The sequence below is a fragment of the Verrucomicrobiales bacterium genome (genome assembly GCA_016793885.1).
Lineage (GTDB): Bacteria > Verrucomicrobiota > Verrucomicrobiia > Limisphaerales > UBA11320 > UBA11320.
This window is the reverse complement of sequence record JAEUHE010000193.1, coordinates 32,821-54,027: the sequence shown is the minus strand read 5'-3', so window position 1 is coordinate 54,027 and position 21,207 is coordinate 32,821. Positions and strand designations below refer to the sequence as shown.

The window sequence follows — 21,207 nt, the reverse complement described above, 5'->3', positions numbered from 1 at the left end:
AGCTACCTTAGGTACCCCGGAAGAAACGCGTCAACCGGGAAAACCACTAAGTTAGTGATATTCTTGCAGGGTCCGAACCTGGTACCCCTGCTTCTTGAGCGCCGAAATTCCCAAAATGGCCGCCATGGCGCCGCTGATGGTGGTCATGATCGGGGTCCCCGTATACACGGCGGTGGTCCGAATCTTGATCTCATCCGCTCGGGGATTAGCCCCGCTCGGGGTGTTGATCACCAGTTGAATCTCTCGGTTCTTCAACAGATCGATCGCGTTGGGCCGCCCTTCCATCAACTTCGGAACCCGGCGAACCTTCAACCCAGCACGCTCCAAAACAGCCGCAGTTCCTTCTGTAGCAACAAGTTCGAACCCAAGATCCGCAAATCCTTTACCCACTTCAACCACCTTGGCCTTGTGGGCCTGGCTGACGCTCAAAAAGACCGAACCCGAGAGGGGAAGAGGGGAGCCGGCCGCCATCTGACTCTTGGCATAAGCAATACCCAAATCCTTATCCAAGCCCATCACTTCCCCGGTGGATCGCATCTCCGGGGAGAGCAGAATGTCCTGCCCATGAAAGCGGTTGAACGGGAAGACCGATTCCTTCACCGCCCAGTACTTCGGCCAGACTTCCTGGGTAAACCCAAGTTCGACCAGGGTCTTGCCGGCCATCACCTTGGCCGCCAGTTTGGCCAACGGAACTCCGATGGCCTTGCTCACAAACGGGATGGTGCGAGAGGCCCGAGGGTTGACCTCGAGCACATAGACCACCTCATCCTTAACGGCGTACTGGACATTCATGAGGCCGCAAACGCGCAGCTCCCGAGCCATCGCATGCGTGTGGGCGCGAATCGTGTCGATCACCTTCGGAGTGAGGCCGTGCGGAGGCAGCACCATCGCCGCGTCCCCGGAATGAACCCCGGCAAACTCGATGTGCTCAAGCACGCCCCCCATCACAATGGTTCCCTGCGAAGGATCGTCGAAGTTGCCGACGTCCGCGATGCAGTCCACATCGACCTCCGTCGCATCCTCGAGAAACTTGTCCACCAGGACCGGCCGCTCGGGCGACGCCTCGACGGCAAAGCGCATGTAATGCTGAAGCTCGCTGTCGGAGTAAACAATCTGCATGGCCCGCCCACCCAGAACGAAGCTGGGGCGCACCAGGACGGGATATCCCAGCGTCTTGGCCACCGCCAAGGCCTCCTGCTCGTTGGTGGCGAGGCCATTCTTGGGCTGAGGGATACCCAGCCGGTCGAGCATGGCCGCAAAGAGCTTCCGATCCTCAGCAATCTCAATGTTTTGGGGAGAAGTCCCGATAATCCGCACGCCGTTCTTTTGCAGCCCCAAGGCCAAATTCAAAGGCGTCTGCCCGCCGAACTGAGCGATTGCTCCCCAGCACTTCTCGCGCTCGTAAATGTGCAGCACGTCCTCCAGGGTCAAGGGCTCAAAGAAGAGCTTGTCGCTGGTGTCGTAATCGGTGGAAACAGTCTCCGGATTCGAGTTCACCATCAGCGTCTCGTAGCCGTCCTCCTTCAAGGCGAAAGCCGCGTGGACACAGCAGTAATCGAACTCAATCCCCTGCCCGATACGATTGGGCCCCCCGCCCAAGATCATGACCTTCTTCCGATCCGAAGGACGAACCTCGTCGTCCCCACGATCGTAGGTCGAGTAATAGTAAGGGGTGTACGCCTCAAACTCAGCAGCACAGGTGTCCACCAGACGATAGCTGGGCACCAAGCCTTGAGCTTTGCGCTCAGCGCGGAGGGCGTCCTCGGTCTGGCCGGTCAGATGCGCAATCTGCCGGTCGGAAAACCCGAGCGATTTAGCTTTGGAGAGCAAGTTTGAATTCATCCGATAAAATCCCGCGAAGTAAGCCTGAGACCCGGACCGCTGACAAGTTCCGGGTTGATGAATTTATCCAAACAAGGAAAATGGAGCGGAAAAATCGGGTCAACCTGCAATTGCAAGCTTGACGGTCCCGGGCCTTTTTAGCATGACGCGTGGATGCTGAAGCGCTTGGCAACCTTTCTCGTGGCCGTTGTGGCGGTCGGAACCTACACCGGCTGCATCCGAACCGTCGATGATCACCGCCGGATGGGCGTCCCTTTCGTCCGCGATAAGATCGAGGGCCGATACGAATATCCCACCGACAAGGTGATTCGGGCGGCGAAGGACGTGCTGCAGCTGAACGGCCAGCTCACGGGCGAAAACACCGTGAACAACTCCCTGGAGGGCATCATTGATACCCGGCGAATTTGGATTCGCATCGACCCAGTGGGCGACCGCTGGTCGCGCGCCACCGTCCAAGCCCGCACCAAGGGTGGTGGGGCCGATCTCTATCTGGCGAGCGAAGTCGACAAGCAAATCGCCCTGCGCCTGGTGACCGACCGGTCGGTGCCTCCGTTCGTGCCCGCCGTCGATGCTGCCGCTCAGCCGCGATCTTCTCGGCGCTGATCGGCCTTCGTGCCTTTCAAGCCCAGCCGTTGCTCGTATTCCCCGAGCGTCACTGCTCGGGGTTTTTCCTGCCCGCGCTGCTCCAGCCTGAGCAGGTTCATCCGTGTCCGGGCATTCTCCGCGGCCGCCCCATTAGGAAACCCGTCGATCACCCTCTGCAACGCGGCCGCAGCGGCCTCCACATTGTTGAGATGTTTGATTTGGATGTCGGCAATCAGATGCAGCCAGTGCACCACTTGCTTCGTGGGTTGAAGCGGACGGGCGATAAGCTGCTCCAGCTCCAGAATGGCCATCTCCGGACGATGATAACCCTCGGCGTAGACCCGAGCGAGTTGCTCCCGGGCTTCATTGTCCTCCGGGAACTGCTGCAACCGTTGCAGCAACTTGCCGGCTTCCTCCGCCGGGGTCGGTTCCGCCGGCACCAAGTCCTGGGTATGCTGACGCAGGCCCAGCCGCCGATCACCCGGGGTCACGGTCAGGGTGGGACGATCGAACCCTTCCACCAGGCTCCCCACCTGGGTCACATGCGCCAGACGCTGCTGAGCCATCGCCGCCATCGACGTGTCAGGTAGCCGCTGCAGAATTTGCTCGAGAGCCTGGCGCGCCGCCTCCGGATCCTGGCCAAACCGAAGATGCCAATCCGCCAAGGAGTTCAGAGCGCCCGCCAGTTGCCCGGGCGGAAGTCCCGGCAGGTTCGCCAGCCGTTGAACAATCACCTCAGCCCGCGGCAGGTCGTTCAGGTTCTCGGCCGCGATGGCAGCGCTCAGCATGAGTCCCTCGAAGTCATTGGGAAACCTCTCGAGCTGGGCCTGAACCTCCTTCAAGGCCTCGTCGTAGCGTCCCGACATTCTCCGGGAGAGGGCGATGGAGTAAAGCGGACGCGCCTCCATTTCCTCGTCCCCCCCATCGATGGCGGCGGTAATGGGTTTGGCCATCATGCCCGCGATATGGGGAGCCCAAAGTATGCTCAGGATCACGCCAATGCCTGCCGCAACCACGGGAACGACAAACGCTCCCAACTGGCTCGGTCCCGTCATCATGACCGGCACCAACAATCCCAGCAACAGAGCGAACGTGACGCACCACTTCATGCGCATGGCCCGTGGATCCACCGCCTTGCGAAGGGTGAGCCAGATGAACCACACCAGCAGACCGACCAACACAATCAGCACTAAGAAGCCGCGGAGGAGGGGGTAAGAGCTCATTTCGTGGATCGGCGATCCGAGATTTTAGATGTTGGAGGTTAGACGTCGGATTTCGCGAGTGGAAGTCAGGACGCCGCTCCGTTCCCTTTGGGCCTGTACGAGCCGAGGTGACGAGGCTGCGGCTGAGCGACTCACGCACTGCTCGAACTCATTCTTAAATCCAGAATCGCCAATCAGGAATCCAAAATCCAGAATCCAAAATCCAAAATCGTCTCATTCCTCCGTCCGGGCAGGCCAGGAAGCCGAGGACGACGAGGGGGAGGCGGGCGTCGGGTGAATGGGTTTGAACTCATGGCCCGGCAGAGACACCCGGAGACGACGTCCGATGCGATCGGGCACCTCGGTCTCGCGCTGGTCGTAGCTGAGCAGCTCCTCCACGGTATCAAACGTGAGCGTCTGCTCCAGCTCAGGAGAAGTCTGCGCGCTCAAATCGAGATGAATCTGAGGTAACGAGGATGGCAGCTTCGGTTTCTTCGGGTTCATGGGCAAAAGGGTCAGGCGGTTGTACGGAACTGCTGAGCGAAGGCTTTCCGGGCTCGATGAAGCTTGCCGCGCACTGCGTCCACGCTCTGCTCCGTGACACGCGCGATTTCATCATAGCTCATTTCTTCATCGGCAACGAGGAGAAGCAATTTACGGTATTCCCAAGGTAGCGCATCCAAGGTTTTCTGAATCCGACTGCCCAACTCCTGCGTTTCCAGGACCTGTAAAGGCGACTCATCAGGACCGACACTCGTATCCCACAAGGCATCCTCCGCATTGCTGTGGATGTTCCGATGCTGCCAGGACTTCAGCATGTTCTGGCAGTGGTTCATGGTGATCCGATACAGCCAGGTGCGAATACAGGACTCCCCCCGAAAACGGTCCAGATTGCGAAACACCTTCACAAAGACATCATGGGTGGCGTCTTCCGCCTGAGCAGGATCGCTCAGCATCCTCAAGGCCACATAATACACCTGCCGGCCATGCTCCTCGTAGATCTTGCTGAAATCAGCCGGCACGGGACATGGTAAAGGGGCCGGAGCGTCGGGTGACGCCGGCAGCGGCAACGGTGTAGAAGGTCCGGTTTCCGGCATTCTTAGTTGAGCTTCCACAACACTTGGACAACCGTCGCACAGGGTCGTTACGCGATGCAGTCTCCGAGATTTTGGATTTTAGCTTTTGGATTTTGGATTGCCGATGGGTGACCAGGGCAACTTGTCACTCCCCGCTCGCCACTCTTCCTTCTACTTTACCTCAAACTCAAGCCGTGTGCGAGAGCGTTGCTGCACATTTCTCATCTCCATCTGCTGCACCTGCCAACGTTGGTCCACCTTCTTCATACTGTTGACAGCAAACTCTTTAAGCAGCTTTCCACGCGAATCATAAGCTTCTGCCAAGAGCAGCCCCCCGCTCTCCACATCCAGCCAGGACAGCACCCGGGAGTAGCCCCCGGTTCCCGGGCGCGGATGGGTGCTCTCCAGCACATGACAGGATCGGCTCTTGCGCATCTCCACCCGAACCAGCCGCTGCTGGGGCCAATGCAAAAACTCCAATCCCAGATCCTGAATCGAAAAATCAGATCCCCCAAACGACTTCTCATAGGCCTCACCCGCCTCCAGCGGGGCCCAGGCATTGGGCTGCGGGAGCGAGGACTGCCAGTAAGCATTGGGTTGACCCGCCGCATGCACCACTGCCAAAGGAGTATGCCGCGCATCATTGGTGCCCGCGGGATTCGAACGATAGATGGCCATCCAGTTGGTGGGAGTCACGACGGTTCTAAACTCGAAGGGCACATCCCGCACAGCGCCGGAGGCGTCGCGGATGTTGAGCCGGCCTTTCAGGTTCATCTCCTCCGCCGGCGGACTCGCCCGTAACTGAGCAGCCAAACGCTCGCCCTCCAGGTAATCCGGAGCCAGCGCGCTTTCCGCACCCCGCGCACCCATGCTCCCTCCTGGCCCCCCCATCCATCCGAGGCCTATCCACAGGCATAGGGCCCAACAGTAACGCGACAACTTCATGAGCACGGTCCCGCTATTCCACTACGGCATCAGGGCCTTAGAGAGGGCTTCCGACAAGCGCTCCACGAAGTGCACCTTCATGCGCTTACGGATTTCCTCAGGCACTTCCAGCCAATCGTTTTGATTCTGCTTGGGCAGAATGACCTGTTTGACGCCGGACCGGGCGGCCGCCATCACTTTTTCCTTAATGCCGCCCACCCGCAACACTCGCCCGCGGAGACTGATCTCCCCCGTCATGGCCACATCCGACCGAACACGCTTCTGGGACAGCAACGACGCGAAGGCCACCGCAATGGTCACTCCCGCGCTCGGTCCATCCTTGGGGGTGGCACCGGCTGGGACATGAAGATGGATGTCCAATTTGTCGAAATCCCGGACGTCCAACTCGAGGTTTCGAGCCTGGCTGCGCAGGTAGCTCAAGGCGGTTTGCGCGCTCTCCTTCATCACCTCACCCAAGGAGCCGGTCAGCATTAGTCGGCCAGCTCCTGGCATCCGGGTCGCCTCGAGAAACAAGATCTCCCCGCCGACCGGTGTCCAGGCCAGCCCCGTCGCAATCCCAATCTCAGAAATGCTCTCCGCCGACTCCTGCACAAATTTGGGCGGACCCAGATACTCCTTCAAATCCGCATCCGAAATCACCACCGGCTTGGTCACCGCTTGCTTGCCAATCCACTTGCGAGCCGCTTTGCGGGCCAGGGAGCCAATCTCGCGCTCCAACTGCCGCACCCCCGCTTCCCGGGTGTAGTCCGAGATCAAGGAACGCAAGGTCTTGTCCGGCAGCTTGACTTTGTTCCGACTCAGGCCGTGCTCTTCCAGTTGGCGCGGCACCAAATGCCGCCTGGCAATATACAGCTTCTCGCTGGCCGTGTAGCTGGGGAGTTGGATGACCTCCAGACGATCCAGCAGGGCGGGATGCACCGGATCCAACCAGTTTGCGGTCGCAATAAACAACACCCCGGACAGGTCAAACGGCACGTCGAGGTAGTGATCCGTAAAGGTTTTGTTCTGCTGAGGATCGAGCACCTCGAGCAGGGCCGCGGCGGGATCTCCCCGATAGTCCGCCCCCACCTTGTCCAACTCGTCGAAAAGAATGACCGGATTCCGACTCTCCACCCGCCTGAGGCTCTGAATGATGCGTCCCGGCATGGCCCCCACATAGGTTCGCCGATGGCCGCGGATCTCCGCCTCGTCCCGCATGCCGCCTAACGCAATGCGGGCAAATTTACGGCCCAAGGCATCGGCAACGCTCTTGCCCAACGAGGTCTTGCCCACTCCCGGCGGCCCTACCAGACACAGGATGGGGCCCTTGAGATTCTTCTTCAGCTGGATCACCGCCAAGAACTCCAGCAGCCGCTCCTTCACCTTCTCCAAACCATAATGCTGCTCGTCGAGAAGCTTTTTGGCCGCATCGAGATCCAGACTGTCGGTCGTGGACTTCGACCAGGGCATTTCGATCAGCCAGTCGAGATAGTTCCGCGTGAGCGCATATTCCGCCACCGAAGGGTTCAGCTGCTGCAGGCGATCCAGCTCCTTAAAGACCACTTTCCGAACATCATCGGGAAGCTGGTTCTTGTCCGCCTGCTCGCGCAAGTGGTTGACCTCGGTGGTCACCGGATCCATTTCGCCCAACTCGCGCTGGATGGCCCGGATCTGCTCGCGGAGGAAGAAATCCCGCTGGCTCTTGGCCATGGAGCTGCTGACCTCGTTCTGGATCTTCGAGCCAATCGAGAGCACCTCCAACTCACGCGTGATCAGGGGGCGAAGCAGGTTCAACCGCTCTTTGACATCGTTCACCCGAATCAGGTGCTGCCGTTCATCCAGGCTCAGATTCAGGTTGGTGGCGACAATATCGCTCAAGGTCCCGGGAGCATCCGTGTTCAGAGCCGCAACCTTGACCTGCTCGGAGATCGAGGGGCTGAGCTTGATGATTTCCTGAAACTGCTGGTGCGCATTGCGGGTCAGGGCGACCAGCTCGACGGACTCATCTACCGAGTCCTTCAGGACCTCCACATGCGCCCGAAGGTACGGAGACAGGGTTTCGTAGTCCTGAATCCGAATCCGCCACAGCCCCTCAATCAGAATCCGGACGGTGTTGTCCGGAAACTTCATCATCTTGAGGACTCGGGCGGCGCACCCATGCTCCCACATCTCCTCCGGCATCGGGTTCTGGGATTCGGCGTTCTTCTGCAGCACCACCGCCAGCAACCGATCCCCTTCGACCACATCGTCGATCAGGCGAATGCTCTGGGCGGTCTCCACGAGCAGAGGGGCCACCATGCCAGGAAAGATAACGATGTCCGAAAGCCCGAGGACCGGCAGGACATCCGGGACGGTCTTAGCGGAAGAACGTGCCGCCGCTCCACTGCCGCTCGCACCCAAGATTCGGATGAATTCTGTGTCAGGACTGGTCATCGTTTTGTTCGGTTTAGACCTTAGATGCTAGAAAAGGAAGTCTCTTTCCCATTATTTCCGCATCCGCAGGGGCACATCAGGACTGAAGCAAGCAGGAACAAGGCCGACGGGCCTCAGAGAGGTGGCAAGCCGAAGGCCAGCACGTTTCTGCCGGCCCTAAAACCAGCTCCTGGCCGGCAACTTTGTCACCCGGCCTGGAGATGCCGGGGGTTAGCTAAGCAGGCTGCCGATTCCGCAGACCACGCCCGTGACGGAGGTCACCTGGACCGGGGCCGCGGTCGTTCGAGGGAAGCCCAGGAGCCGGGATCTACTTCACCTCGGTGATCTGCAAAATTTGCCGCCGGCTGGAGGCACGCGAGGATTGGGGAATCTCGATCTTCAGGAAGCCGTTTTGGTAGGCAGCCACGGCCTCGGATAAATCGTATCCTTCCGGAAGCTCGAAAGCGCAGGAAAAGGGACCGTAGTTGATTTCCATCACCAGAAACGAGCATCCCGGGGGACGACAACAATCCGGGCGTTGGCCGGAGATGATGAGCTGCTTGCCATCAACGCACAGCTCGAGGTCTTCACGACGCATTCCCGCTAACTCGACGTTGATCACCAAACGGTTATCCGTGATGTAGACGTCCGTGTTCGGTTCCCAACGCGACCCCGAATCAACATCACGACTGGCGACTGGACTCTTTTTTATCAAATGAGGCGAGGCGTTCACACGATGTTTGCATCAGGGGTAAACGACGCAGCAAAACTAATCCACGGTTGGAGTTCGTGCAAGCTTTGGCTGCGAAGATGTCACAATCACTTGCGGAGTCTCTCCCTTCCGACCCCGAATTCGGAGAACCTGGGGATTTGCCCCCCCCGCCGCAGACCCGCTGGGACTTCCACACCCACAATGACTCCCCCGCTGCCAAGGCAGCTGCCGTCGCCGGCGAAGCGCAGCCCGAACGAACAGCCCGAGGGTTGTCGCCACCACCGCCAAAGCAACCATTTCTTGAACCGACATGTAAACAAGCTACCCCACCTGGGAAGTTTGGAAATTGAAAAACGGCCCACCATTGTAGTGACGTCCGTCCCCGGACGTTCCCCTCTCGGCCCTCGAGCGCAGCGGGCCTGATTGGTCCCCAATGAAAAATGAGCAATGAGCAATTCGCAATGTGAAATCAGGGTCCCTTTAGCCGCGCCGATTGCACATTGTTCATTGCTCATTTCACATTGCACATTGGGGGTGGGCCGAGACGGCCCACACTCCATGGACGAATCCCCATCCTACGCCGTCAACATCTCCGCCAACGCCACAAACCCTTCCAACTCGACCTTCTCCGCCCGGATATCAGCCGGAAGCTTGAGCGCGACAAAGGCCTTCTGCAGGGTTTCCTCCGGCCAGGTGGCTTTCAGCAGCTTCATCATCATCTTGCGACGTTGACTGAAGGCCAGCTTGACCAGGCTCACGTAGACCCGTCGGCTCGCGGGCGGAAGCAGGGGACGAACCCGCTTCTCCAAAACAATGCAGGAAGAATCAACGTCCGGTGCCGGAAAAAAACAACTCGGCGGCACACGAAAGGCAATGCGCGCCTGATAATCCAATCGCAGCAGCAGCGTCAGCACGCCGTACTCATCCGTATCGGCCTTGGCGATCAGCCGCTTGGCCACCTCCAACTGCAACGTGGTGACCATGCGCAGCGGGCCGTTGCCTCCCAGCGCCAACTCCACCAACAACGGGGAGGCCACTGAATAGGGCAGGTTCGCCACGAGTTTCCAGGACGACCAGTCCCGGCTGTGATCCTTGAGGTACTGAAGCGCATCGGCATGAATCAGCGTGAGGTTGTTCACCGCCACAAACCGCTCCCGCAGAAACGCGACCAATCGCTGGTCCACTTCGATGGCCGTCACGGATCCCGCATAGGCCACCAGCCACTCGGTCAGCGGCCCGAGACCCGGGCCGACTTCCAGCACCTGATCCGATGCATTCAACGCCGCAGCATCGACAATTCTCTTCAGCTGATTCTCGTCGTGCAGAAAATTCTGTCCCAGCGACTTGGTTAGCAGAATCCCCCGCTGGTCGAGGATCTGGCGCATTTCGTTCAGTTTCATGGAGAACCCGTCAAAGGAGCTGATCTGACATCCAAATCTAGACAGCGCTGGAGGGCTTCGACCGCTCGATCCAACTCCCGCTCGCTGATCACGAGCGGAGGGGTGAAGCCGATCACGTCAGCGTCCGCACCCTCCGGTAACAGCACAAACCCGCGCTGCAACATCGCCTTGATGGCCGAGAGCGACTCGGCCGTCGCCGGATGCCCGTCTGATCGATGCAGCTGCAAACCGGCCATCAGCCCCACACCCCGGGCTTCGCACCGTAAATTCGGCCGGCCAGGCAGGCGCACCGCCCGCAACCGCTGGAGCAACGAGCGTCCCAGTCGAGCACTGCGCCGCACCAAATCTCGCCGACGAATTTCGCGGATCTGAGCGAGCGCCATGGCGCACCCCACCGGATGCCCCAAGAAGGTGCTGGTGTGGATCGCCTCGCCGCTGGCCTCCGGCCAGGCTCGATCCATCAGGCCTGCCTCGCCAATGCAAGCCGAGAGGGGAAATCCCCCCGTCAAGGCTTTCCCCAAACACACCAGATCCGGAATGACCGACTCATGCTCCGTCGCAAACCAACGCCCGGTTCGCCCGAATCCGGTATAGACCTCGTCCAGAATCAGCAGCAGACCGGTCTCCGTCGCAACCCGCCGCAGCATGGACAGAAATCCACGGGGCGGAATGCGGATTCCACCCCGGGCTTGAATGGGCTCGACCAAAATCGCTCCGATGGGCTCCTGGCTCACGCGACGGCGGAGCATGTGTTCAAGCTCCCGGAGGTTCGGCGCCAAGTCCGCCGGGGCTGAAGCGCCACCGCGGACTGGACCTGGCGCGGCGCTGGGAAAAGGGAGGAAGGATCCAAAATCCCTCAACTGGCGAAGGAAGGGATCGCGAAAATGACCTCGGTGAGTTGCATTCAACGCGCCATATCCCAACCCGTGATAGCCCCCCTCGAAGGCCACAATCCCTGGTTTCCCGGTAGCCAACAGCGCCGTCTTCAGCGCGGCCTCGACGGCCTCAAATCCCGAACTGCAAAATATGGTTTTCCCCCGGCCCCGGGCTCGCCAGCGTCCGAAGGTCAGCTGGCTGAGTTCTCGAGCCAGATCGGCCTTCAGCCGATGCGGATGCACATCGCCCATGGCGTGGAGCAGTTGCCCCATTTGGTGCTGACCCGCGCGAACGACCCGGGAATTCGCATGGCCGGCGTTCGCCACCCCAAACGCGGCGGTCAGATCCAGATACACGCGACCTTCCTCATCCCACACCCGACACCCTTTGGCCCGCTTCCATACCACCGGCCAAGAGCCGTCGGGGTCCTGAAATGTCACGTTGCGCGACTCGTAGGCGCGCAGGCATTTCAGAATGGTTTCGGATCGCATCGAGCCGGGAGTTAATCAAGCAAGGAGGCATGTTTCCAGCACTCGATGACGAAATCACGTTTGGACAACCCCGTCCCGCCACCCTACCTTGTCCAGCAAATGCTGCCTGGTGACGAGCTGCCTAAACTTAAAATGGCCCCGCGCGAAAACGCGGAGGACCTCGCACGCCGCGTGCAACGTGAGCGCCGTGCGTCCGAAACGCAACGCGAAGGGGAACTCGAGGACTCGCTGGCTCCCTTCCGCGTGGGCTCGGTGCCCTATCTCAACTCGGTCCCTTTGGTGCGCGGCCTGGAAACGCAAGTTCGCTTCGCCCCGCCCTCGGAGTTGGGCGCTCTCCTGCGCCACGGCGAGCTGGATGCCGCGCTCATGAGCATCACCGAGGCGCTGCTCAACGACCATTACGACGTGCTCGATGGAATCGCGGTGGCGTCCTTGGGAGAGGTCAAAAGCGTGTTCCTGGCCCATCGAAAACCGCTGCAGGAGATCCGCACGGTGGCCTGCGATCCGGCATCCCTCACCAGCGTCAATCTGCTCAAGGTGCTGCTCGCGGAAAAAGGACTGAAACCCGAATTCCAACCGCTGGATTCCTACGCCCACGCTGCCCAGCATGACTACGTCCTGCTGATCGGCAACCCAGCCATCGATTTCCTCCGCTCAGCCCCGGACCACCAAATCTGGGATCTGGGCGCAGCCTGGTACGAGCTGACCAACCTGCCGTTCGTCTATGCTGCCTGGACGTTGCGACGCGGCGTGGAGAATGCGCGCTTGCGTCGGCTGCTGAGGGAGGCGCGCGACTTCGGAATGGACACCCTGGACTACCTGATCCACAACCGCACGGAATACGATCTGGAATTTCGCAAAGACTATCTCGGCTGGCATATCCACTACCACCTGGGCAGCGACGAAAAGCGGGGCCTGGCGAAATTCCAGGAGCTGCTGGTCAAACACGGGCTCGGCCCCGTCTTCCCGCTGAACTACGTCTAGCAGGCCGTCGGACTTAAGATATCGTTCTGCAGGGTGCCCGCCAGGGCTATTGTTCGGTTCTGGGGTTTTTTGGATGCCGGCCTGCTAGCAATCACCCCGACTCGGAGTCGGGGTGAGCAAACTCAATCTGATTCTTCAAAACGCCGTTGCCCCGCTCCATCTTCACGCAACCCAACAGCGGATCGGCTCTTTTCCGCAGGAAAAATATCTAGCTGCCGGTCGGACCTGTCAGATCACGGATTCCAGAATTCCGGGCAGACCCTCCAAGGTCCGCTGCCAGCCGGCATAGGCCGTCGCTCGTCCCTCCGGCGAGAGACTCGGTGCCAGAAAGGTCCATCCGCTGGCCGCCAAGCACCGTTCGAGCGAGACCGGACGCTCCTCGCCGCTGCGGCCGAGCTGATGCTTGCGCACGACCAGATTCGCAATCTGAACGGCCGCCGCAATGGCTGGCTCATGCTCCGCGTTTTCCGGAGCGCTGTGATGCTGCGCGGCATCGACCAAGGCCGGCGGGAAATTCCGACGCCGCAGATACATGCCACCCAAGACCATGTGATCCGTGCCCAGCACCTGCTTCTCCATGTCCACGAGATTCACCGGCTCCTCGGCCACGCGACGATGGATTTCCTGAAAATGCTTGGGGAACGCCGCCGCCATCACAATCTTGCCGACGTCATGCACCAACCCCGCCACGTAGTCGGATTGGTTCGTGGGAGCAACCAGGGAACTCATCACTTCCCGGGTCATCAACGCGACGGCAATGCAGTGCTGCCAAAACGGCCGCCAGGCGAAAGGGGTGCTGCCGACCAGCTTCTGAAAGTCCTCGATCACCGGCGTCGCCATCGCGAGATGCCGGATCTGCTCAGTCCCCACGAAGAAAATCGCCTCCTCAATGGTCGTGACCGGCTCCGCCAGGCCGAAGTAAACGCTGTTGACCATGCGCAGGACCCGAGCCGTCAGGCTGGGGTCGCGCTGCACAATTTCACAAATCTGATGGGTATAGGTCTGGCCCGCGTTCAAGAGGCGAATCATGTCCCGGGCGTTGCAGTTCAGCGAAGGCAGCGAGGGGCACTGTTCGACGCGGGCAACGATCGCGTCCATGGACAATGGGGGCGTCGACATCTTGGGCGGCAATTTCGTCTCAAGTCCTATCACACTTCAAAACATCGACAAGTTCACCAAAAAGGTTACCCCAAATCTCCCACTCGCCCCAAAAGCCCCAAAAGCAGCTGACCGGGCCGTTCCGGGCCCGACACCCCCAGGCCTGGCGCGAGGATCAATTATTAAGTTAAGTGCATCACCGGGATGCCGATGGAAGAACTGCATGATCGATGTCCTGGAAGATCTGATCAAAGGGGCCGTCTCCGAGGTGTTCAGCACAATGCTGTCAATCAAGACTGAGCCGGACTCAACGTTAGCCCTGCTGACCACAGGAGGATCGCACGTGGCCACCTCGGTGGGCTTTATCGGCCAGATCACGGGCATCGTGTTCATCTATTCCAACGATGACTACGCCCGCGTGATCACTTCTCGCATGTTGGGGTTGGACCCCACGGAGGTGGATGGCGAAGAAATGGTGAACGACTCCATGGGCGAGCTGGGCAACATGGTGGTGGGGCATATCAAATCGAGACTGTGCGACCGGGGGATGAGCTGCGTGCTCACCATTCCCTCCATCGTGCGCGGAAGCCAGTTTAGCATCCAGCCCGTGACGAGCGCGACGCGGATCGTCGTGGGATTTCGCTGCGACAACACCCAGCAGATAGCCATTGAGGTGTTGATCAAGCCCGAAGACAAAGCCCAGCCGTAGACCGACCAATTTCAACCTCGAACGAACAAAACCGCTATGGGACGCAAGATATTGACAGTTGATGACAGCAAGACCATCCGCCTCATCGTTGCGAAGGCTTTCAAGACCTTCGACTGCGAGATTCTGGAAGGATCCAATGGCGTCGAAGGCCTGGCTGTCGCGACACGCGAAAAACCGGATGTCATCATCCTGGACTTCACCATGCCCATCATGGATGGGTACGAGATGCTCTCCAAGCTGAAGGCTGATCCGGATTTAAAATCCATTCCGGTAATCATGCTGACGGCTGAAGCAGGCCGCGAGCAGGTGCTGAAGATCGCCAAGCTCGGGGTTCGCGACTACCTCATCAAGCCTTTCAAAGAAGACATGATCATCGAGCGGGTCAGCCGCGTGATCGAGCTGAAGCCCCGCGGAGAAGCGGTGGCCAAGGCGAAGAATTACGACGACGTCATCCAGATTCTGGTCGTCGACGACAAGCCCGCCATCGTGGATCAAATCCGAGCCGGGCTGGCCGACACGAAATGGAAAGTGGAGGGAGTCAGCGCCCCCGGTCAGGCGGTCGATCATTGCAGTTCCAGCTCCCCGGATCTGATCATGGTGAGCCTGACCCTGCCTGAAAACGGAGGCTACACGCTGTTCCAGATGTTACGGGGCAGCGCCAAGACAAAGAGCGTCCCGGTGTTTGGACTGACCGTCAAAACCGACACCGACCAGCAGACCCGAGCCCAGCAGAGCGGCTTCACCGGCGTGCTGACCAAGCCCATCGATTTCGACGAGCTCAAGACGCGGGTTTGCCGCTCCCTGAACCTCGACACGTCGCTCCGCTACTTCGCCACCCGCGACGGCGCACTGGTCATGACCCTGCCGGTCGACTTCAGCCAGAGCGTTGCCAACGAGGTCGGAATGCACCTCCGCAACAAGGTGAACGCGGCAGTGGATGCCGGATTGGACAAGATGGTCATCGATCTCAGCCAGTTGAAAAAGGCCGACATCACCCTGATCAAGGTAGGCCTGAATGCGATTCAGTTGTGCCACGAGCTCTCATTGAAATACAGCATGATCGGATCCGAAGCCGTATGCCTGGAATGCAAGAACTACGAAGAAACCAAGGACTGGCGCCTGTTCACCAGCTACCAGGACGCCATGGCGCAGCTGGGGGTAAAACTCGCGGCCGCCGCTTAGGATCCCTGGCCGACTCAAAGAATCTACACCTGACCGGCTCCCGGCATCCCTGTGCCGAGAGCCGGTTTCGGTATTTTCCACCCGTGGCTCCCCCCCCGGCAATCCCAACTCGCTAAAGGCCCGATGTTCACAACCCCCTTACCTTTTCGGCCCATTCACCACTCCGAGCTTCGATCGCAGTGGCTGCCACGGTGGGCGCTCGGGGGGCTTCTGGCCGCCGCGCTGGGCGTCGCGACTCCAGCCGTGCTGAGCGCCGGGGAGGGGTACCTGAGCCGGGTTGGTCCGCCGCCCCTCAGGCTGAACAGCCCGGGTGCGCAGCCCTCGAATCCACAGCCTAATCCCCGCGCTCAGAACGCTGCTGCCCCCTCCAAACCGGAATCAGCCGCTCCCGCTGCCACCACCGCCAATCCCGGCGAGAAGCCCATTCCCGCCAAGCCTGCTGCCGCCGAGGAGCCACTGCCGCCCGAGCCCTATGGCCCACCGCCGCCGCCCGCGGGGGACACCGCCGCCACCCCGCCGGAGAATGCCGCCAAGCCAGCGGCCAAACCGGATCAGGCACCGCCGACGGAACAACCCGAACCGGCCAAGCAAAACCCCACGCCCATCGTGGAATTTCGCGCCGCGTCCGAACCGGTGGGCATCCGTTCCTTCGACCCGTCCGGACGGGTTGCCATCACTCCGCAGATGCTGGTCCGATTTTTCAAGCGCCGCCCAAACGACCCTCTCTCGGCCACTCCGACCGAAAACTCCGGCGCCTTGGAGGCCATGCCTGAGATCTTGGTGCCGGTCGAGTTCGTGCCTCCCCAGCCGATGACCACTCTGCCGTCGAGCACGGCCACTTACCAACTTGTTCCCAAGCCATGAGCCGCCCTCCGCGAAAAGATCGCCGCTGGTGTCCCAGGCCCGCCCAGGCCCGCCGGCTCGCGAGCCGCCACTGGGCCACCGTCCTGCTCTGCTGCCAAGCCATCATCGGGAACCTCGCGGCCAACGAGGATCACGCTGAAACAAATGCCACCGCGCCGGCGGCCCAACCAGCCAGCGCACCGGAGCCAGCGAAACCGCATCGGCCCACCAGCCTGGTCCCCTCCTCGGAGTTCATCACCAAACCCGCGACCGAAAAGCATGGTGAGACCAAGGAGCAGGAGCGCTACGACCGCTTGATCACTCAGCTGGAGGCGGGTCGCAAACATCGTCTTGAAGGAAAGGCCGACGCGGCCCGGGCCACTCTGGTCCCCATCCTCGAAGAATCCGCCCCGCCGGAGATCCAGCAGGTTGCCCTGCTCGAACTGGGCCTGCTGGCCGAGCAGGAGAAGGAATTCTCCCGCGCTCAGCAGATCTACAACCAGTTCCTCAAAACGTTCTCGGACTCGCCCACCTGTCCGGAGGTCCTCCTGCGCCAGGGGCTCATGTACCGTGAAATGGGGACCCCGACGCTCGCTCTCGCCAAATTCTATTCCGTGGGGAGCAGTGCGCTCAAACTGAAGGAAGGGAATCTGGAGACCTATCGCCATGTGGTGCTCCAAGCCCAGACCGAAATCGCCGAGACCTACTTCCTGCAGGGAAAATACGAGGACGCCATCGACTTTTTCCAACGATTGCTGAAGCAGGAAGCGGCCCGGCTCCACCGCTCCCAGATTCATTACCGCCTCGTCCAATGCCGGGAACGGATGGGCAACGACCGGGACCTGGAGGCCGCGGCACGGGAGTTCCTGCGGCTCTATCCAACGTCACCCGAAAATCCCGAGGTCCGGTTTCTCCTGGCCAACGCGCTGAAGCGCATGGGGCGAAACCGGGACGCGCTCCAGGAGGTCAGCCAGCTGCTGGTCTCCCAGCAGAGCTTGAGCAAAACCAACCGGGCGACCTGGATTTACTGGCAGCAGCGAGCCGGCAACGAAATCGCCAACCAGCTCTACCAGGAAGGCGACTATCTCAACGCCCTGGACGTTTACGAAGGCCTGCTCCCGCTGAGCGGACGCCTCGACTGGCAGCTTCCCCTGCTCTACCAAATCGGACTCGTCTATGAGAAGCTCGCTCAAACGTCCAAGGCGGAACAAGCCTACCGGCAACTGATCCTCAGAGCCGGCGAGGGCACCACCAACCTGACCTCCGCCCTGCGTCCCGTGGTCGGCATGGCGAAATGGAGAGCCGACCAACTGCAATGGACCGGCCAAGCGGAGCGCACGAACGCCTTCTTCAACAGCGGCACCAAACCGAAAACCCCGGGCGCCGCTGCGCCAACTGGTACCCCTCCTGCTCCCCGGGAACCATGAGTCCAAACTTGCCGCTGTTGACCACCCTGGAGAGCTACCAAGCCCTCGGACGCCAAATCCTCGATCTGGTGGAGCAGGAGGCCTCACTGCTCGCACAGGGGGAGCCGGGACTGCCCAAGCACACGACGGAGGCCAAACAGCGACTCCTGCCGCAGCTGGCCACCGCTCTCCAATCGCTCCGCCAGCATCGGATGGCCTGGCAACAGCGGGGTCCCCACGACCGAACGAACCACCCCGAAGTGACCGTGGCGCTCCGCAGCACGCAGGATCTGCTGATGCGCGTGATTTTGCGGGATCGCGAGAACGAGCAGCGGCTGCTTAGGGCCGGCAGCATTCCGTCTCGGCACCTGGCCAAGGTCCAATCCCCGGCGCAGCCGAACTACGTCGCCGATTTGTATCGGCGCCATCAACAGAATCCCCCTCAAGTTTAGGCAACTTCTGCCGAATAGTTCTGTGGCTTCTCGCGGAAGGCGCAGAAGCTGCCCAAGGAAAGGGCTTTCTAGGATCCCGCCAACTCGGAGGGCGAGGCACACTGAATGGAGTCGCAGGTGATGCTGAAACCGTCCGGCTTCACTCTGCCATCTTGTGGCGTACCGACGGCGACGTAAGGTAACGGGAGCCAAGCTCCCAAAAGATCCGTTCTCATGCTTATCGAGAAAGTATTGCTGCTGGAAGATGATCAGGTCCTCCGAAAGACCCTCGAGATCCAACTGAAACAATGCCACTATGAAGTGACCGCCGTCCCCACCCTGGCGACCGCACGGGAATGCCTCCTCAAGGACAACTACGACGTCGTCATCGCCGATGTCCGGCTGCCCGATGGCGAAGGAACCGACCTGCTCGACTTTTGCCGTCACCGAACCAACAAGCCGCTGGTCATCATCATTTCCGGCTACGGAACCGTAGAAAGCGCCATGGATTGCATGAAGCAGGGCGCGTTCGACTATCTGCTCAAACCCTTCACTCCGCAGCAGGTCGAGGTCTGCCTGTGCAAGGCGGCCGAATACACGCAGCTGGTGAAGGTCAACCGCTTCCTCAGCCAGACGCCCACCGACGAAACCCTGAGCGCCTTGATCGGCGATAGCACCGCGATGCAGGAAGTGCATTCGCTCATCGCCAAAGTGGGTCCCACGGATGCCACCGTGCTGATCCAAGGGGAAAGCGGCACGGGCAAGGAGCTGGTGGCGCGCGAGATCTTCCGGCACAGCCTGAGGCGCAACGCCGCCTACATCCGGGTGAACTGCGCCGCCGTGCCCGAAAACCTGATCGAGAGCGAGTTTTTCGGACACGAAAAAGGCGCCTTCACCGGAGCGGTCGCGCGCCGCGAGGGACGCTTCGAACTGGCCAATGGCGGGACCATCCTGCTCGACGAGGTCAGCGAGGTGCTGCCGCAAGTCCAAGCGAAGCTGTTGCGCGTGCTCCAGGAGCGGGAGCTTGAGCGCGTCGGGGGCAGCAAAACCATCCCGGTCGATGTCCGCGTAATCGCCACCACCAACCGAAATCTGGAGGAGAGCATCGCCCGCAAAGAATTTCGCGAAGACCTCTACTTCCGATTGAACGTGGTTCCCGTGTACATCCCGCCGCTGCGACGCCGCATGCAGGACATTCCACAGCTCTCCCAGCGCTTTGTTGATCAGAGCGCCCGCCGCCTGGGCATCCCGTCCCCGATGTTGGGCAGCCAGTGTTTGGATGCGCTCATGAGCCATCATTGGCCGGGGAATGTCCGCGAGCTGGAGAACGTCCTGCAGCGCGCGGTCATCTTCGCCGCCGGCGAGGAAACCCTGACACCCGAACACCTGGGGCTCACCCGATCCACCAGCCATGTGGTGATCGCCAGCGAAGAGCTGCCCGAGCGATCGCGAGGCACCCAGCCTCTGCAGGAACTAGACACGCTTCCAACCCTGGATCAGCTGGAAAAAGACCTCATCTTTGCCGCCCTCAAGCGCTGCAACAACAATCGTACGCACGCGGCCAAGATGATCGGGATCAGCCTACGCACTCTGCGCAACAAGCTGAGCGAGTATCGGCAAGCCGGCTACCGCGAAGCCATGATCACCCGAGATCTGGAAGACGCAGTCTCAGAAGCCGCGTGAGTCGATTTTGGATTTTAGATTTTAGATTTTGGATTTGCGATTGGGGACATGGGAATGGGCCGAGACGGCCCACGCTACAACTGTAGGGTTGTCCGTCCACGGACAATTCCCCGAGCGCAGCGGACGTAAGCAATGAACAGTTCGTAATGTGCAATCCGAGTCCCCCCCCCTGTGTGATCTCTGCGACCTCTGTGTGAGAAAATGGGGAGACCTCCGCGGAGCGAGGGAGCGATTACGATTACGATTACGGGCGCCTGACACCGGACACCTGACACCTACCCCACCCCCCCGGTTCACACTTGCTCGCGCACGCCAAAGGCCGAAACGGCCGGAGGAGCGCCGGTGCTTTCCCGCACCACCAGGTCGCCAGCCAAGCGCTTGACCGGAGGCATCTCGCCATCCAGAAGTCGAAACATCGTTTCCACCGCCGCCACTCCCAGCCGGAACTTGGGCTGGCGAATGGTGGTTAGCGGGACGCGAAAATGTTCACTGACGAGAATGTTGCCAAACCCGGCGATCGAAAAATCCTGCGGGATGCGGAGCCCCTGCTGCAGAAAGAACGTTCCAGCTCCGATGGCCACCATGTCGTTGACGGCCTGGATGGCGGTGGCGCCGCACTTCTCGCCCGCCATCTGGGCGGCCGCCTTCTCGCCCTCGTCAATGGTACTGCCCGCCTGAAAGATCAGCGAATCCTCCACCTGAAGCCCCAGCTCGCGCACCGCTCGGCGGTAGCCCTCGAGCCGTTCGTGGCTGGTCGGCGAGCTGCTCGGACCTGCCAAGAAGGCAATCCGACGATGACCAAGCTGAAGCAAGTGTCGAGTCACCCGGTAGCTCGCGAGAATATCTTCCGTCTCCACCGACGCAAAGTTGGCGCAAAACGGAGCACGATGCCCCAGCAACACCGTCGGAACCCGCCGGTTCCACAGCTCGCGGTAGGCCGGCGACTCGGTCTCCATGCGATAGACCGGGCTGATGAACACGCCGTCGACCCGCCGGGCCAACATGCGTTGAATGCAGACCTCCTCCCGGTCCGGCTGATTCAGGGAGTGGGCAAAGACCACGTCATAGCCCCGAGCATACGCCTGCTCTTCAATCGCCATGGTGATCCGCGCGTAGATGGGATTGGTCGCCGCCGGAATGATGAGTCCCAGGAGACGGGTGGTGCGGTTGCGCAATCCCTGGGCGGCGGAGTTGGGCACATAGCCCATGTCCGACGCCAGCTTCTTGATGCGCTCACGCGTCGCCGCCGAGATGTCAGGCGCATCCCGCAGCGATTTCGACACGGTCATGATCGATACCCCGGCGCGCTCAGCAATATCTTTGAGGCGAAGCATGATGTGATTCAGTAGCT

At 60.6% G+C, this 21,207-nt stretch carries 19 protein-coding genes; 8 read left to right on the top strand and 11 right to left on the bottom strand.

Annotated features, from left to right (window positions below; translation table 11 throughout):
• Nucleotides 1–51: 51 nt before the first annotated feature.
• Nucleotides 52–1,842 (bottom strand): carbamoyl-phosphate synthase large subunit, encoded by a 1,791-nt coding sequence (carB, locus tag JNN07_22200; GenBank protein ID MBL9170465.1) that lies wholly within the window; start codon nucleotides 1,840–1,842, stop codon nucleotides 52–54.
• Between the two features lie 153 nt (nucleotides 1,843–1,995).
• On the opposite strand from carB, the gene JNN07_22195 reads away from it, so the two are divergent.
• Nucleotides 1,996–2,445, top strand: a complete 450-nt coding sequence (locus JNN07_22195) for a hypothetical protein (protein ID MBL9170464.1) — start codon at nucleotides 1,996–1,998, stop codon at nucleotides 2,443–2,445.
• Here JNN07_22195 and JNN07_22190 read toward each other — a convergent pair.
• From JNN07_22190 to JNN07_22155, 8 genes are all read right to left on the bottom strand, one after another.
• A complete protein-coding gene (locus JNN07_22190) occupies nucleotides 2,421–3,650 on the bottom strand; it encodes a tetratricopeptide repeat protein (protein ID MBL9170463.1) in 1,230 nt (409 codons plus the stop codon). The genes JNN07_22195 and JNN07_22190 overlap by 25 nt on opposite strands.
• A 213-nt stretch (nucleotides 3,651–3,863) precedes the next feature.
• Nucleotides 3,864–4,133, bottom strand: a complete 270-nt coding sequence (locus tag JNN07_22185; GenBank protein ID MBL9170462.1) for a hypothetical protein — start codon at nucleotides 4,131–4,133, stop codon at nucleotides 3,864–3,866.
• A gap of 11 nt (nucleotides 4,134–4,144) precedes the next feature.
• Entirely contained in the window at nucleotides 4,145–4,651 is a 507-nt protein-coding gene (locus JNN07_22180; protein MBL9170461.1) for an RNA polymerase sigma factor, read from the bottom strand.
• Nucleotides 4,652–4,876: 225 nt separating this feature from the next.
• Nucleotides 4,877–5,650 (bottom strand): outer membrane lipoprotein-sorting protein, encoded by a 774-nt coding sequence (locus JNN07_22175; GenBank protein MBL9170460.1) that lies wholly within the window; start codon nucleotides 5,648–5,650, stop codon nucleotides 4,877–4,879.
• A 21-nt stretch (nucleotides 5,651–5,671) separates the two neighbouring features.
• On the bottom strand, nucleotides 5,672–8,062 hold the full coding sequence (gene lon, locus JNN07_22170; protein ID MBL9170459.1) for an endopeptidase La: 2,391 nt from the start codon (nucleotides 8,060–8,062) through the stop codon (nucleotides 5,672–5,674).
• Between the two features lie 307 nt (nucleotides 8,063–8,369).
• On the bottom strand, nucleotides 8,370–8,774 hold the full coding sequence (locus tag JNN07_22165; protein MBL9170458.1) for an Hsp20/alpha crystallin family protein: 405 nt from the start codon (nucleotides 8,772–8,774) through the stop codon (nucleotides 8,370–8,372).
• Nucleotides 8,775–9,328: 554 nt separating this feature from the next.
• Nucleotides 9,329–10,153 (bottom strand): ribosomal RNA small subunit methyltransferase A, encoded by an 825-nt coding sequence (rsmA, locus tag JNN07_22160; GenBank protein MBL9170457.1) that lies wholly within the window; start codon nucleotides 10,151–10,153, stop codon nucleotides 9,329–9,331.
• Nucleotides 10,150–11,520: an aspartate aminotransferase family protein gene (locus JNN07_22155; GenBank protein MBL9170456.1), complete on the bottom strand. Its 1,371-nt coding sequence runs from the start codon at nucleotides 11,518–11,520 to the stop codon at nucleotides 10,150–10,152. Before JNN07_22155 ends, rsmA begins: the two co-directional genes overlap by 4 nt.
• Before the next feature lie 45 nt (nucleotides 11,521–11,565).
• Here JNN07_22155 and JNN07_22150 point away from each other — a divergent pair, with 45 nt between their 5' ends.
• Nucleotides 11,566–12,504, top strand: coding sequence for a menaquinone biosynthesis protein (locus JNN07_22150; protein ID MBL9170455.1), 939 nt, complete (start codon nucleotides 11,566–11,568; stop codon nucleotides 12,502–12,504).
• Between the two features lie 228 nt (nucleotides 12,505–12,732).
• Here JNN07_22150 and JNN07_22145 read toward each other — a convergent pair whose 3' ends face one another.
• Nucleotides 12,733–13,602 (bottom strand): HDOD domain-containing protein, encoded by an 870-nt coding sequence (locus JNN07_22145; protein ID MBL9170454.1) that lies wholly within the window; start codon nucleotides 13,600–13,602, stop codon nucleotides 12,733–12,735.
• Between the two features lie 223 nt (nucleotides 13,603–13,825).
• Between JNN07_22145 and JNN07_22140 the strand changes: the two genes are divergently transcribed.
• The 6 genes from JNN07_22140 (at nucleotide 13,826) to JNN07_22115 (ending at nucleotide 19,856) form a co-directional block, all read left to right on the top strand.
• Nucleotides 13,826–14,311 (top strand): chemotaxis protein CheX, encoded by a 486-nt coding sequence (locus tag JNN07_22140; protein ID MBL9170453.1) that lies wholly within the window; start codon nucleotides 13,826–13,828, stop codon nucleotides 14,309–14,311.
• A 36-nt stretch (nucleotides 14,312–14,347) separates the two neighbouring features.
• On the top strand, nucleotides 14,348–15,493 hold the full coding sequence (locus tag JNN07_22135) for a response regulator (protein MBL9170452.1): 1,146 nt from the start codon (nucleotides 14,348–14,350) through the stop codon (nucleotides 15,491–15,493).
• 123 nt (nucleotides 15,494–15,616) lie between these two features.
• Complete coding sequence (locus JNN07_22130) at nucleotides 15,617–16,357, top strand: hypothetical protein (protein ID MBL9170451.1); 741 nt, start codon at nucleotides 15,617–15,619, stop codon at nucleotides 16,355–16,357.
• Nucleotides 16,354–17,763: a tetratricopeptide repeat protein gene (locus tag JNN07_22125; protein MBL9170450.1), complete on the top strand. Its 1,410-nt coding sequence runs from the start codon at nucleotides 16,354–16,356 to the stop codon at nucleotides 17,761–17,763. The genes JNN07_22130 and JNN07_22125 overlap by 4 nt, the downstream gene beginning before the upstream one ends.
• On the top strand, nucleotides 17,760–18,194 hold the full coding sequence (locus JNN07_22120) for a hypothetical protein (GenBank protein MBL9170449.1): 435 nt from the start codon (nucleotides 17,760–17,762) through the stop codon (nucleotides 18,192–18,194). Before JNN07_22125 ends, JNN07_22120 begins: the two co-directional genes overlap by 4 nt.
• Before the next feature lie 213 nt (nucleotides 18,195–18,407).
• The gene (locus JNN07_22115; protein ID MBL9170448.1) at nucleotides 18,408–19,856 is read left to right on the top strand and encodes a sigma-54-dependent Fis family transcriptional regulator; all 1,449 of its coding nucleotides are present in this window, start codon (nucleotides 18,408–18,410) and stop codon (nucleotides 19,854–19,856) included.
• 293 nt (nucleotides 19,857–20,149) lie between these two features.
• On the opposite strand, the gene JNN07_22110 is transcribed toward JNN07_22115, so the two are convergent.
• The gene (locus JNN07_22110; protein ID MBL9170447.1) at nucleotides 20,150–21,190 is read right to left on the bottom strand and encodes a LacI family DNA-binding transcriptional regulator; all 1,041 of its coding nucleotides are present in this window, start codon (nucleotides 21,188–21,190) and stop codon (nucleotides 20,150–20,152) included.
• Nucleotides 21,191–21,207 lie beyond the last annotated feature (17 nt).